Below are 13,774 nucleotides of genomic sequence, written 5' to 3'. Positions count from 1 at the left end.
GTCAGAGTTCATCCCTTTCACCCTCATACCAAAACTTGCCGACTTGCGGCTCGGACGGCGCTTCGCCCCCGTTCCACTCTGCACCCAATACGCCCACGCGCATCCAGAAAGCATCGGCGACCAATACGGACAGGCTGCCTTGAGCGCGCAATTGACTGACCAGCACACTAGGGTCTGGTGCATCACCAGGACTGAGCAAGGTGGTTTCAGCCTGCGTGAACGCCGGTACATATTTGAGCAGGGCGCCGCCTCGGCTGGACAGGTAGCAACTCTTGGCATAGGGCGCATTACTCCGGATCACCGCCAGATAGCCGCGCAGGTCATCCTTGGAGACGAAGTGGGTCAGCAATTTTTGCTCTCTCGGCTCACGGCTGACAGTCGACGGTATCGCTTTGTAGAACGCGTGCACGGCGGCGATTTTGTAGGTGCTCAGGACATTACCGGCGGGGATATCGAACCCGGCATGATCGATCCAAAACAGCAGCTCTCGGGTACTCGTACCTCCCGTGCCCTGGTCCTCCACCGGGTCAATCGCGACATAGCCCTGGATTTGATCCGGCATCAATACCGCGCCCAAATATTGCTTGTCCTGGAAAGGGGCCACCAAGCCTTGGGCATAACGCGCCGCATCGTCGGGATAAAGAAACAACGGCCCACAGAACGAATGAAAATGCGGGTCATCGGCAAACGCATGGGGGGCTTTTTTCGGTGTCCATTGCGCCATCACCCGCTCTTTCCTGCCCCAGACTACACTGGTCACCCGTATTTCCAGTTCGCCCATGGCGGCCAAGCGGCGCACATATTCGCGCACCTTGAGGGTACCGTTTAACAATTGGGAGCGTTCCAAGACTGCATTCTTCGTCCAGTCGTATAACTGCGCCGTCTTTTGAACCAGGTATTTAAGTAATGCCCCGTCGCCACACATCAGGTACAACGGCAGAGCCTTGCCGTTGCTTGCGTAGATGAGAAAGTTCAACGCTTTGCCAATGTCTTGAGGGGGGAAAAAGCTATGCGCCATTTCATCGCCGGCCGGGGCAATCGCCACCGTCGAAGCACAGAGGTACATGCCCTCCAGCACATAACCTTGGGGCAACTGGCCGTTGATAAAAACCCGCCTGAAATCGTCAAATTTCTCCCTGACAAGTGGCAGGGTCGTCATGTACAGCGACTTTTTCACGGTTTTGAGTACGTAACCGAACGATACGTCGGTTTGCGGCTTCGCCATACGCTGGGCGTAGCGGACGGCATCGAACGCCCGGGTAAAGATCGGGCCACAGGCTGAGTCGAACAATACCTGGCGAATATCCCCGGGGTTGGGCGTAGCGTTAGACGTCGCAAACTCTCCCGTTATCTGTCTGGCCTGCCCCCATAAACGATCATTTTTCACCACACTCAGCTTACCCGCCTTCGCCACCAACGTGACGAACTCCAGCGGCGTGAGAACCCCGCTGCGGATTTGCTGTTCGATAAGGTTGTCAACGTAGTCGTCTTTGGCCAGGCTCTGTACCGCCAGACGGTTTTTAAGCGAGTTCTCCGCAATGGAGTTCGAGAGTTGATAACTCAGGATCGAACCATTAGCGCCGAACACATACTCACCCATGATGTCGGCATCCCGGTTCAACAAACTCGCCAGCACCGTGCTCGGAATCATGCTTTTGTAGATGGCTTTCTGAGTGCTGGACAGCAGCAGCGGCACCTCTTGATCCAGCAGAGTCCGATAGCGCGCCACAATCGTGCTGCCTCCCGGATAAAGTCCTGTTGAAACCGCGTGGTCAGGGTAGATCCAATTTAAAGCAAGCCCCTGGGGCGGTATGGCCAAGGGCTCCGTTGCGGCATATAACCCGCTGACCAGCTTGAGAATTACCCCGCCATAAGTGCGGCGATGTCCGTTGCCCGTCAATGTTGTTATGTGGCGGGCCGCGTCATCGGGGCTGGCGAAGGCGGGGCTTAAATGTCGCGGCATCAAGGTTGCGTAACTGGTCCAGGTATTACTGACCAACCCGGCTTTATCCCAGAGCTGGCTGATACGGACCACTTGAAGCTGCCCCCTCAGCGACCACTCCCTGACGAATTCAACGGGCCTCTTAATCCCGGAATCCAACGCTCGTTGTGCGTCACCCAACAACGTATCCGCCGTACCGCCGGACGTTACGTCAATCGGTGAGGGCCTATAGCGCAACAGCGCACCATCATGCGTTGAAAAATAAATCGGCAGGCTATCGGCACTCCCACCCTTGGCTTCATAGATAGCGGCGTACAGAACATCAGGCTGGACAAAAAACCGAGCCAGCCATTCGTTCGAAGGTCTCAGCCTTTTACGCAGCCATTGCTGCGAGCGAAACAGCCCATGCAGTTCAAAACCATCTGGGAGCTGGTACTGGTCTTGAGTAATGCGTTTAAACACAAGGTAGCGATTGAACAGCTCATCCGTACGGGTGGCACCGACCACCTCGCTCGCAATGTACTGGTCCTTGTCCTTGTGTTTGAGGATAAATGCATAGCACGCCTCCTCGGGAAAATGACGCCCATGCACCCGCCCATGAAGGTCACTGGCCGCATCATCGGCGCTGGTAAACACCGCGCCGTAGGTGACGTAGTCAAGCGGGCCGGATCTTGGGGCGTAGTTGTAATTGGCCGACCAGTCGCGGTAGACCACCGAGCGCGGCCCCCAAAGCCGGTTGCCCTGAATGATCTTCAAATCCCCCGTCTCGGCCACTCGCCACACCCAATCGGCGGGCTTGATGTCCCCTCTGTCAAGTCGCGCCTGAAAGCTGTTATCCCCGGCTTGAGGGCTGAGATTAGCCAGGAGCGTTGTTTCTGCAGAAGACTTGTTTGGGGTGTATTCCAATAAACAATTCGGTGCCGCCGAGAGATAGGCCACTCGCCCGGCCGGGATGATGGCGTACATTTCATTGCAGGAGAACACCTGCTGATTGATCAGCGCCTCGTCCCGTGTCCAGCCGCGCCGCAGGATCGGAACAGGGTCGGCCATGGACAATTCGAGATGAGAGCCGTATCGCCCGTGCAACACATAAGGTTCCGGCGGGATCAGCGGGCCGTGGTTACTGGAAGGGAAAAACAGCGTGTACAAAAATGGATTTTCGCGGCTTTCTATAGGCTCGGTAATCACAAAGCGACCGTCTTCGCCCTTGAGCACGTAACCCCCATAGTAACGATCGCGTCGACTACCGACTTGCTCATGGGCATACACCGCCGCATCGCGTGCAGAGAGAAACGAACGGCTCAGTGTCGCCGTGTAGAACGACACCAGCAGACGGTTATCCACCGGCCCTACGTATCGCCACAAACCGCCCGCCTCGACCACCGACAGTGCGGTCGCGCTAATAACCCGACGTACATAAGTCCGCGGGCTTAGCGTGCCATCGAGCAGGCCGGCTTGCGCACCGTTATCGTGCAGCTCGCCGGTGCTGGATTCCTGCACCAGCTCGGAGGTGGCCGTGGCCTCGGGCACTTTAAGTGCCAGCAGCGCTGAATCAGAGGCCTGCATGTACAAGGTCAAGCCACGGGTGCGGTGCTGGATGGCCAGAGTCGCCCGTGCCTGGCGGGCGGCGGCGACCACCTGCGACGGCGTAAAGAAGGCACTGGCCAACCAGGTTTCCCGAGCGGCAATTTCGTTGGTTTCATACCAACTGCTGAAGTAGATAGCCTCCAGCCGGTACTGGGAAGGTAGCCACACCCCGCCATCCTGGCGTTTTGGAAACAGCACAGCGGGCGAAAACAGGGGAACACTTCTGGGCAGTGCCAACGTCGCCGCATAGATATTCTCTTGCCTATGTTTGAGTACAACCCCGAACTTAGTGCCAATGTTCTCGGGACCGGCAAGTACAAGCGCACGCATCACGGCATGCTCCGGCCGCGAGTAGGCTTCGGTGAAAAAGGGTTGCTGCTGCTGTGCTGTCGCGGGCGTCCTGATGCGCCAGCCCTTGGAGATAAGTCCACGAACGCCACCCCAAACCGGGTTGGGGATCACCACCGACAGCTCGCCGGCTTCGGCCAGTTTCCAGACAACCTTGGACTCGAAATCACTGGAGGTCTTGTCCTCCACGCCATGCAGCTCCTGGTAATACGCGCTTTCGAGCGCCGAGCCGCTGCTGACGTATTTGATCAGTGCATCATCCGGTCCTGAGAGATAGTGAGCCCTGGCGAAAGCCCGGTTTCGGATGCTGAAGCGTAGGTCCGGCCTTGAATAGAAGTTGCCACGCAGCAACAACTGATCATCACTGTCGTCGGGGTAGTTGATCCTTGCTTGCGCGATATTAGTGACGGGATGGGAGTGGTAGAACGCCTCGGCGCTGTAATCATCAGGGGCGACGAAGTTACCGTCGCTGTCCCTGGCCAAGAGGAGCCCATGTTCGAACACCGCTCGGCGGTCCGGTATCGGATGGGTGGCATAGTAGCGATAACCCCGTTTGAGTATGACTCCGCCATATTCGAGGTCGCGGCGCGTGCCAATCATCTCGTGCGCCCAGCGGGCAGCGTCGTCGGCAGTGATAAAAGCCGGGCTCAATTGCGGCTCGGGAATTTTGGAAAAAGGCCGCCACATTTTGTCCACAGCACCTTTCTTGTCCCAAATATCGCTGGTGCGCTCCACACTCAATTGGCCCGCCTCGGCCACCTGTTTTACCAACCCCTGTGGCAGCAGTGTTCCCGCCTGCAGCAGCGCCTGTATGCCGTTATCCGTGACGCTACCGTCCGCCGCCTGAGCGAAAAGTTGAGACTCGGCGTCGGAGCCAGAAAAGCCATAGCGTAAAACGGCTGCGTCACTTGTGCGGATGTACAACGAACCGGCAGCGGCAACAGATAGCGTCTTGGATAACCTGCGGTAACCAGCGATGTGCGTTGCCAAGTCCAGCGGGCTGATAAAACACTGGTACAGCCAGGCTTGCATAGGCGGGAAAGGCTCGGGTACAGGACTTGAATCAACGTACATGCCGTGCAGTTCCCATCCGGCCGGCAGTACCGGCAACGCATCACCGGCCAGCCACCCCAGCACCTGCGCAGGCTCCGGCTGAGAAACCGCATACTCAGCCCGGCCTTCGCCTTGCGCCTTGATCACGATACCGATTTGGCGCGCGGGCGCGGCAACGGGTTCACAAACGTTAATCGCTGCCTGAACTTCGGTGAATACGCCGGTAAACAAAGGCTGAGGGGTTGGCGCACCGCTGCTGAAGGGTTGGAACACCACCCAATCTGCGGGCACGTCGCCTGCCGAGCCGCCCCACAGTGCCGTGGGAACAATCAGGCTCAAGGTACCCAGCGTCGAGAGTTTTTTGACAAAAGTGCTGAACGGACCAAACAGGGCAACTTTGTTATTGCGGGGCCTTCCTGCTTTTATCCAGAGCGCAAAGCTGCGCTCTTCAACGGAGCCACTTGAAGCGTATCGGATCAGCGAGCCGTCGGGGCCGGACAAATACGCGGCCGGGAAGAAATCTCGGTTATTAACCCCATGCCAAAAGTCGCCATCGGAAAAAAAACTCAAAAACGCTTTGACCGTCTTACTATCAAAGTTCGGATTGGCCTTCTGAGTCAGCTCATGGTCCGCAGGATGCGAATGGTAGGAGGCCACACAGGTGTAACCCTTGGGTTGCTCAAATTGACCATCGGCGCTGACCGTCAGTACCTCGCGCAGATCAAACTGCAACCCCTTGCCGGGCACAGGCTCGGTAGCATGATACCTGCCCGTATATTTCCTCAAAATAACCCCGCCGTACTCCTTGTCTCTGCGCGCACCTATTTTTTTGTGCGCCCAATAAGCGGCGTCGGCTTCGTTAATGAATCCTGGGCTGACGGCGGGTAAACGGGTAGTCCCTCGGTTTGAACTGGCTGCGCGCTCCTCGCGCGACAAATTGATGGTCATGGCAACGTCCCTGAATAGTGAGAACCGCCTCAGTGCCCAAGGACTCTTGGGCACAGGGTTCTGATGCCATTCTCAACAGGTCACCCATCACCCAAGAGGTGAATAGTTAGTCATGGGCTTGAGCAGGACAGGCCGCGCCTCAGGAACGATTGGTTTTGCGTAACTCACGCAACACGCATTGGTTGAGCGTTCATCCCGGAACATCCCTGCACAGCGTTTGCGCTGCCTATCTAACGCTTCGCCCTGTTTTAGCGCCACACCTGCACCTGACGGCAATTGCAGCGCCAAGCTGGTGCACCCCCGTGCCAATGTCCGCAACAACCACTCACCGGCATCGGTGTTTGCCGCCGCAGGCACAGCCTTTGCAAAGACCTGCGTATCTGCCCCACAACACTTTCGGTTTACGGAGATCGCACCATGAAGCGTCGTAGCTTGATCAAGGCTTTCACTTTGTCGGCATCCATTGCCGCCATGGGTTTGACCTGGACCGTCCAGGCCGCCGAGACCATCAAGGTCGGCATCCTGCACTCGCTGTCCGGGACCATGGCGATCTCCGAAACTTCGCTTAAAGACATGGCCTTGATGACCATCGACGAGATCAACGCCAAGGGCGGTGTGAACGGCAAGATGCTGGAGCCGGTGGTGGTGGACCCGGCGTCGAACTGGCCGCTGTTTGCCGAAAAAGGTCGCCAGCTGCTGACCCAGGACAAGGTGGCCGTGGTGTTCGGCTGCTGGACGTCGGTGTCGCGTAAATCGGTACTGCCGGTGTTCGAAGAACTCAACGGCCTGCTGTTCTACCCGGTGCAGTACGAAGGTGAAGAGATGTCGCCGAACGTGTTCTATACCGGTGCGGCGCCGAACCAGCAGGCGATCCCGGCCGTGGAATACCTGATGAGCGAAGAAGGTGGCGGCGCCAAGCGCTTCTTCCTGCTCGGCACCGACTATGTGTACCCGCGCACCACCAACAAGATTCTGCGCTCGTTCCTGCACTCCAAAGGCGTAGCCGATAAAGATATCGAAGAGGTCTACACCCCGTTCGGCCACAGCGACTACCAGACCATCGTCGCCAACATCAAAAAGTTCTCGGCCGGCGGCAAAACCGCAGTGATCTCCACCGTCAATGGCGACTCCAACGTGCCGTTCTACAAGGAGCTGGCCAACCAGGGCTTGAAGGCCACCGACGTGCCGGTAGTGGCGTTCTCCGTGGGTGAAGAAGAACTGCGCGGCATCGACACCAAGCCGCTGGTGGGCAACCTCGCGGCCTGGAACTACTTCCAGTCCGTGGAGAACCCGGTGAACAAGAAGTTCGTTGCGGACTGGAAGGCCTACGCCAAGGCGCACAACCTGCCGGGCGCGGACAAAGCCGTGACCAACGACCCGATGGAAGCCACCTACGTGGGCATCCATATGTGGGCCCAAGCGGTTGAGAAAGCCAAGTCCACCGACGTCGACAAAGTGCGCGAAGCCATGGCCGGCCAGACCTTCGCCGCGCCGTCGGGCTTCACCCTGACCATGGACAAGACCAACCACCATCTGCACAAGCCGGTGATGATCGGCGAGATCCAGGCCGACGGGCAGTTCTCGGTGGTATGGCAGACCGAAAAACCGATCCGCGCCCAGCCGTGGAGCCCGTTCATTCCGGGCAACGACAAGAAGCCGGACTATGCCGTGAAGAGCAACTGATCCGCTGATCGTTCCCACGCTCCGCGTGGGAATGCATCCCGTGACGCTCTGCGTCACAACGCGGACGCAGAGCGTCCAAGGCGGCATTCCCACGCAGAGCGTGGGAACGATCTATAGGAAACCTTTATGCCCACTGCCCTTTACCGCCTCATCCTCGCCGCCCTGCTGTGGCTGCCCTTTGCCGCACACGCCAGCGACGCCGAAGACTTCATCAACGCCAACCCGATGCAACAAGCCAAGCTGCTCCAGGACTGGGCTGCCCAGCCCGACCCGGCGCGCATCGAGCTGGTGGACGCGCTGCAACAAGGCCAACTGAACGTCAACGGTGAAACCAAAACCCTACGCCTGAACAACCGCCTGCGCGGCCTGATCGACAACGTGCAAGCCAGCCAGCAACTGCTCGCCGCCGACCCCAAGGTGCGCCTGGCCGCAGCACAAACCCTGCAGAAAAGCGCACAACCTGCGCAGCTCAAATTCCTTGACCAGCAAGTGGCCGCCGAGACCAATGAGGCCGTGCACACCGCGTTGAGCCTCGCCCTGGCCAACCTGCAACTGGTCGACCCCGACCCGGTCATTCGCCTCGCCGCCGTGCGCCTGTTGGGCGGCACCGGCGACCCGCTGGCACGCACACGCCTTGAGGCGCTGCTGGCGCCCGGTGTCGAAACCGACGCCGCCGTGCACACCGCCGCCGAGACCAGCCTGGCCCAGGTCAAACGCAAATTGATGTTCGGCGAGATCCTCGGCCAGGCCTTCAGCGGCATGTCTCTGGGTTCGATCCTGCTGCTCGCGGCCCTGGGCCTGGCGATCACCTTCGGCCTGCTGGGCGTGATCAACATGGCCCACGGCGAGATGCTGATGCTCGGCGCCTATTCCACCTACGTCGTGCAACTGATGATGCAGCGCTATGTGCCGGCGGCCATCGAGTTCTACCCGTTGATTGCACTGCCGGTGGCGTTTTTTGTCACGGCGGCCATCGGCATGGCACTGGAGCGCACGGTGATTCGCCACCTCTACGGGCGACCACTGGAAACCCTGCTGGCCACCTGGGGCATCAGCCTGATGCTGATCCAGCTGGTGCGCCTGGTGTTCGGTGCGCAGAACGTCGAAGTGTCCAACCCGCAATGGCTGTCCGGCGGCATTCAAGTGCTGCCCAACCTGGTGCTGCCGTACAACCGCATCGTGATCATCGCCTTCGCGTTGTGCGTGGTGGTGCTGACCTGGCTGCTGCTGAACAAGACGCGCCTGGGCCTCAACGTGCGCGCCGTCACCCAGAACCGCAACATGGCCGCCTGCTGCGGCGTGCCCACCGGGCGTGTGGACATGCTCGCCTTTGGCCTCGGTTCCGGCATCGCCGGGTTGGGCGGCGTGGCGCTGAGCCAGATCGGCAACGTCGGCCCGGACCTGGGCCAGAGCTACATCATCGACTCGTTCCTGGTGGTGGTGCTCGGCGGCGTCGGCCAGTTGGCCGGTAGCGTGATGGCCGCCTTTGGGCTGGGCATCGCCAACAAGATTCTTGAACCGCAGATCGGCGCCGTGCTCGGCAAGATCCTGATCCTCGCGCTGATCATTCTGTTTATCCAGAAACGCCCGCAAGGACTCTTTGCACTGAAAGGACGGGTGATCGACTGATGAACCAGCCATTGATGCTTACCGCCGCGCAAAAGGCCGGCCCCAAGGTCACGATAGCGGTGGGCGCGGTCATTTTGATCCTGCTGCTGGCGCTGCCGTTGTGTTCGCTGCTGGCGCCGGAAAATCCGTTTCACGTCTCGGCCTACACCTTGACGCTGGTGGGCAAGATTCTCTGCTACGCCATCGTCGCCCTCGCGCTGGACCTGGTGTGGGGTTACGCGGGGATGTTATCCCTCGGCCACGGTTTGTTCTTTGCCCTCGGCGGTTATGCGATGGGCATGTACTTGATGCGCCAGGCGTCCGGCGATGAGCTGCCGGCGTTCATGACCTTTCTGTCGTGGACCGAATTGCCGTGGTACTGGGTCGGCACCGAACACTTCCTGTGGGCCATGTGCCTGGTGGTCTTGGCGCCCGGTTTGCTGGCCTTGGTGTTCGGGTTCTTCGCCTTTCGTTCGCGGATCAAGGGCGTGTATTTTTCGATCATGACCCAGGCGCTGACCTTTGCCGGGATGCTGCTGTTTTTTCGCAATGAAACCGGGTTTGGCGGCAATAACGGCTTCACAAACTTTCGCAGCATTCTAGGCTTTGGCATCACCGAGCCAGGCACCCGGGCCGTGCTGTTTGTGGCCACCGTATTGTTGCTGGTCGCCAGCTTGTACACCGGCTGGCGTTTGGCGCAGAGCAAGTTCGGCCGCGTGCTCACGGCGTTGCGTGACGCCGAGAACCGCCTGATGTTCTGCGGCTACGACCCGCGCGGTTTCAAGCTGTTTGTGTGGGTGTTGAGTGCAGTGCTGTGTGGGTTGGCAGGCGCGTTGTATGTGCCGCAAGTGGGCATCATCAACCCCAGCGAAATGTCGCCGACCAACTCCATCGAAGCCGCCGTGTGGGTGGCCCTGGGCGGGCGCGGCACCTTGATCGGGCCGCTGCTGGGCGCCGGCGTGGTCAATGGCATGAAGAGCTGGTTCACCGTGGCCTTCCCGGAATACTGGCTGTTCTTCCTTGGGGCGCTGTTCATCATCGTCACCCTGTACCTGCCCAAGGGCATCATCGGCCTGCTGAAGAAATGAGGAACGTCATGCTGGAACCTATTTTCGACGCAGGCAGCGGCCGCGATGCCATCGGCATTGGCCAGGCCGCCGGCAAGGGCCTGAACACCCGCCACGGCACCATCCTGACCCTGGAAGACATCAGCGTCAGCTTCGATGGTTTCAAGGCGCTCAATGACTTGAACCTGTACATCGGCGTCGGCGAATTGCGCTGCATCATCGGCCCCAACGGCGCGGGCAAGACCACGCTGATGGACGTGATCACCGGCAAAACCCGCCCCAGCCATGGCAAGGCCTGGTTTGGTGAAACCCTGGACCTGACCAGCATGAGCGAAGTGCAGATCGCCCAGGCCGGCATCGGCCGCAAGTTCCAGAAGCCCACGGTATTCGAAGCCCTGAGCGTGTTTGAAAACCTCGAGCTGGCGCAGAAGACCGACAAGTCCGTGTGGGCCAGCCTGCGCGCGCGTCTGAGCGGTGAGCAGAAAGACCGCATCGAGGAAGTGCTCGATACCATCCGCCTGACCACCTCGGCACAACGCGCGGCGGGGTTGTTGTCCCACGGGCAGAAGCAGTTCCTGGAAATCGGCATGTTGCTGATGCAAGACCCGCAATTGTTGCTGCTGGACGAACCGGTGGCGGGCATGACCGACGCCGAAACCGAGTTCACCGCCGAGCTGTTCAAACGCCTGGCGGGCAAGCATTCGCTGATGGTGGTGGAACACGACATGGGCTTCGTCGGTTCGATTGCCGACCACGTGACCGTGTTGCACCAGGGCAGCGTGCTGGCCGAAGGGTCGCTTGCACAGGTGCAGGAAAACGAGCGCGTCATCGAGGTTTACCTCGGTCGCTGACGCTGACGCGAACTGATCGTTCCCACGCTCCGCGTGGGAATGCATTCGGTGACGCTCCGCGTCACACAGCGGACGCAGAGCGTCCAGTGCAGCATTCCCACGCAGAGCGTGGGAACGATCAATTGAGGAGGTTTTGAACATGCTGCAAGTCGACAAGCTGCACCAGTACTACGGCGGTAGCCACATCCTGCGCGGGCTCTCATTCGACGTGAAGATCGGCGAAGTCACCTGCCTGCTCGGCCGTAACGGCGTGGGCAAGACCACCTTGCTCAAATGCCTGATGGGTTTGCTGCCGGCCAAAGACGGCGCGGTGAATTGGGAAGGCAAGGCCATCACCGGCTTCAAGCCGCACCAGCGCGTGCACGCGGGTATCGCCTACGTGCCCCAGGGTCGGGAGATTTTCGGACGGCTGACGGTGGAAGAAAACCTGTTGATGGGGCTCTCGCGCTTCCCAGGCTCCGAAGCCAAGGAAGTCCCGGCATTTATCTACGAACTGTTCCCGGTGCTGCTGCAAATGAAACATCGGCGCGGTGGCGACTTGTCCGGCGGTCAACAGCAGCAGTTGGCAATTGGCCGCGCACTGGCCAGCCGCCCGCGCCTGTTGATTCTCGACGAGCCTACCGAGGGCATCCAGCCGTCCGTCATCAAAGAGATCGGTGCGGTGATCAAAAAGCTCGCGGCACGCGGTGATATGGCGATCCTCTTGGTGGAACAGTTCTACGATTTTGCCGCCGAACTGGCCGACCAATACCTGGTGATGTCACGCGGTGAAATTGTGCAGCAGGGCCGCGGTGAAAATATGGAAAGCGAAGGTGTACGCGGGCTGGTTACGATTTAATCTGTAGCGTCCTGACGATAAGCCCGAAAATATGAACCTGCCCGTTACTCCTGCCCTGTTCACCCCCAGCTGGCATGCCGAGCTGGAACTCGGCTACGCGCGTTTCGGCGACACCACGCGCCCGGTGATGCGCCGCCACCTTGGCCCGCTGCGGGTGCAAAAGCACCTGTACGCCGAAGGCCCCGAGGTGTGCCAGCACATCATCGTGCACCCGCCCGGCGGGATTGCCGGTGGCGACCGCCTGGACATCCGCGCCCATGTGGCCAATGGCGCCTGGGCGCAACTGACCAGCCCCGGCGCAGCCAAGTGGTATCGCGCCAGCGGCCCTGCGTTTCAACGGCTCGAATTGACCGTAGAGGCCGGTGCGACCCTGGAATGGCTGCCCCAGGAAACCATCGTGTTCAGCGCCGCCCAGGCCGAACTCAGCACGCGCATTGATCTACACGGCGATGCCCGGCTGTTTTACTGGGACGTGGTGGCCCTCGGCCGCCCGGCCAGTGGAGAACGTTTTGACCTGGGCCACTTTCAATCGCACCTGGATATTCGCCGCGACGGCCAGTTGCTCTGGCATGAGCGCCAGCGCATTGTAGGCGCCGACGGTTTGCTCGATTCGCCCATCGGGCTGGATGGGCAGCCGGTGTTTGCGACGTTGCTGCTGACCGGCGATATAGACCCGCAATTAATGGAAACCTGCCGCGCTCTGCCCCATGCCGTGCGCGGCGACCTGACCCAACTGCCCGGCTTGCTGGTCGCCCGCTGTCTGGCCAGTGAGGCGCTGCTGGCACGGGGCTGGTTGATTGATTTATGGCGGCTGTTGCGCCCGGCAGTGCTGGGGCGAGAAGCCGTCGCACCACGAATCTGGAGCACATGAAGATCAACATGTGGGAGCGGGCTTGCTCGCGAATGCGGCGTGTCAGTCGGCGCATCTTTAACTGATCTACCGCTTTCGCGAGCAAGCCCGCTCCCACATGTTGACCTCTGATGTAGTTAAGAATGCTTGCTATGAGAGACCTTGAACCATGGATTTGACCCCACGGGAAAAAGACAAACTGCTGATCTTCACCGCCGGCCTGGTGGCCGAGCGCCGCTTGGCGCGCGGCGTGAAGCTCAACTACCCGGAAACCATCGCCTATATCTCGGCCGCGCTGATGGAAGGCGCCCGCGATGGCCGCACCGTGGCCGAGTTGATGCACTTCGGCACCACCTTGCTCAGCCGCGAGCAAGTGATGGAAGGCATCCCGGAAATGATCCCGGATATCCAGGTGGAAGCCACCTTCCCCGATGGCACCAAGCTGGTGACCGTCCACCAGCCAATCGCGTGAGGCCCGGCCATGATTCGTGATGCTACCGAGCAAGACCTGCCGGCGATCCGCGACATCTACAACGATGCGGTGCTCAACACCACGGCCATCTGGAACGAGCAACCGGTGGACCTGGCCAACCGCCAGGCCTGGTTCAGTGCACGCCAGGCGCAGCAGTACCCGATTCTGGTGGCGGTGGAAAACGATGAAGTCACCGGCTACGCCTCCTTCGGCGACTGGCGCCCTTTCGAGGGTTTTCGCTACAGCGTTGAGCACTCGGTGTACGTGCGCAATGACCAACGCGGCAAAGGCCTCGGCCCGCGCCTGATGCATGCCCTGATCGAACGCGCCGCAACCTGCGGCAAACACGTGATGGTCGCGGCCATTGAAAGCGGCAACCAGGCGTCGATCCGCCTGCACGAGCGCCTGGGTTTCATCAGCACCGGGCATATGCCGCAAGTGGGCATCAAGTTCGGCCGCTGGCTGGACCTGACCTTTATGCAACTGACATTGAATCCGGGCGCCGAACCGCCCAAGGAGTGAGATCG

9 protein-coding genes are annotated in these 13,774 nt (G+C 60.0%); 8 read left to right on the top strand and 1 reads right to left on the bottom strand.

Annotation, left to right across the window (positions count from 1 at the left end):
* Position 1 precedes the first annotated feature (1 nt).
* Entirely contained in the window at positions 2-5,878 is a 5,877-nt protein-coding gene (locus BLV67_RS11980) for a DUF4329 domain-containing protein (protein ID WP_069786872.1), read from the bottom strand.
* A 417-nt stretch (positions 5,879-6,295) separates the two neighbouring features.
* Here BLV67_RS11980 and urtA point away from each other — a divergent pair, with 417 nt between their 5' ends.
* The 8 genes from urtA to BLV67_RS11940 all read left to right on the top strand — a co-directional run bounded on the left by urtA (position 6,296) and on the right by BLV67_RS11940 (position 13,769).
* A complete protein-coding gene (urtA, locus tag BLV67_RS11975; RefSeq protein WP_056860479.1) occupies positions 6,296-7,561 on the top strand; it encodes an urea ABC transporter substrate-binding protein in 1,266 nt (421 codons plus the stop codon).
* A 126-nt stretch (positions 7,562-7,687) separates the two neighbouring features.
* On the top strand, positions 7,688-9,190 hold the full coding sequence (gene urtB, locus BLV67_RS11970; protein WP_069786871.1) for an urea ABC transporter permease subunit UrtB: 1,503 nt from the start codon (positions 7,688-7,690) through the stop codon (positions 9,188-9,190).
* Positions 9,190-10,257, top strand: a complete 1,068-nt coding sequence (gene urtC, locus BLV67_RS11965) for an urea ABC transporter permease subunit UrtC (RefSeq protein WP_056860481.1) — start codon at positions 9,190-9,192, stop codon at positions 10,255-10,257. Before urtB ends, urtC begins: the two co-directional genes overlap by 1 nt.
* Positions 10,254-11,087 carry an urea ABC transporter ATP-binding protein UrtD gene (gene urtD / locus BLV67_RS11960; protein WP_162238858.1) on the top strand — a complete coding sequence of 278 codons (834 nt, stop codon included), beginning with the start codon at positions 10,254-10,256 and terminating at the stop codon, positions 11,085-11,087. Before urtC ends, urtD begins: the two co-directional genes overlap by 4 nt.
* 139 nt (positions 11,088-11,226) lie before the next feature.
* Positions 11,227-11,925 (top strand): urea ABC transporter ATP-binding subunit UrtE, encoded by a 699-nt coding sequence (gene urtE, locus BLV67_RS11955; RefSeq protein ID WP_065930636.1) that lies wholly within the window; start codon positions 11,227-11,229, stop codon positions 11,923-11,925.
* Positions 11,926-11,956: 31 nt separating this feature from the next.
* A complete protein-coding gene (locus BLV67_RS11950) occupies positions 11,957-12,796 on the top strand; it encodes an urease accessory protein UreD (protein WP_069786870.1) in 840 nt (279 codons plus the stop codon).
* Positions 12,797-12,944: 148 nt separating this feature from the next.
* Entirely contained in the window at positions 12,945-13,247 is a 303-nt protein-coding gene (gene ureA / locus BLV67_RS11945) for an urease subunit gamma (protein WP_032878149.1), read from the top strand.
* 9 nt (positions 13,248-13,256) lie between these two features.
* Complete coding sequence (locus BLV67_RS11940) at positions 13,257-13,769, top strand: GNAT family N-acetyltransferase (protein WP_069786869.1); 513 nt, start codon at positions 13,257-13,259, stop codon at positions 13,767-13,769.
* Positions 13,770-13,774 lie beyond the last annotated feature (5 nt).

It is taken from the genome of Pseudomonas salomonii, assembly GCF_900107155.1.
In the GTDB taxonomy this organism is placed as follows: Bacteria; Pseudomonadota; Gammaproteobacteria; order Pseudomonadales; family Pseudomonadaceae; genus Aquipseudomonas; species Aquipseudomonas salomonii.
This window is presented reverse-complemented; position numbering and strand designations above follow the sequence as displayed.

Coding starts and splice junctions, on each gene's coding strand:
- BLV67_RS11980 (WP_069786872.1), bottom strand. CDS start 5,878: ATGACCATCAATTTGTCGCGCGAGGAGCGCGCAGCCAGTTCAAACCGA.
- urtA (WP_056860479.1), top strand. CDS start 6,296: ATGAAGCGTCGTAGCTTGATCAAGGCTTTCACTTTGTCGGCATCCATT.
- urtB (WP_069786871.1), top strand. CDS start 7,688: ATGCCCACTGCCCTTTACCGCCTCATCCTCGCCGCCCTGCTGTGGCTG.
- urtC (WP_056860481.1), top strand. CDS start 9,190: ATGAACCAGCCATTGATGCTTACCGCCGCGCAAAAGGCCGGCCCCAAG.
- urtD (WP_162238858.1), top strand. CDS start 10,254: ATGAGGAACGTCATGCTGGAACCTATTTTCGACGCAGGCAGCGGCCGC.
- urtE (WP_065930636.1), top strand. CDS start 11,227: ATGCTGCAAGTCGACAAGCTGCACCAGTACTACGGCGGTAGCCACATC.
- BLV67_RS11950 (WP_069786870.1), top strand. CDS start 11,957: ATGAACCTGCCCGTTACTCCTGCCCTGTTCACCCCCAGCTGGCATGCC.
- ureA (WP_032878149.1), top strand. CDS start 12,945: ATGGATTTGACCCCACGGGAAAAAGACAAACTGCTGATCTTCACCGCC.
- BLV67_RS11940 (WP_069786869.1), top strand. CDS start 13,257: ATGATTCGTGATGCTACCGAGCAAGACCTGCCGGCGATCCGCGACATC.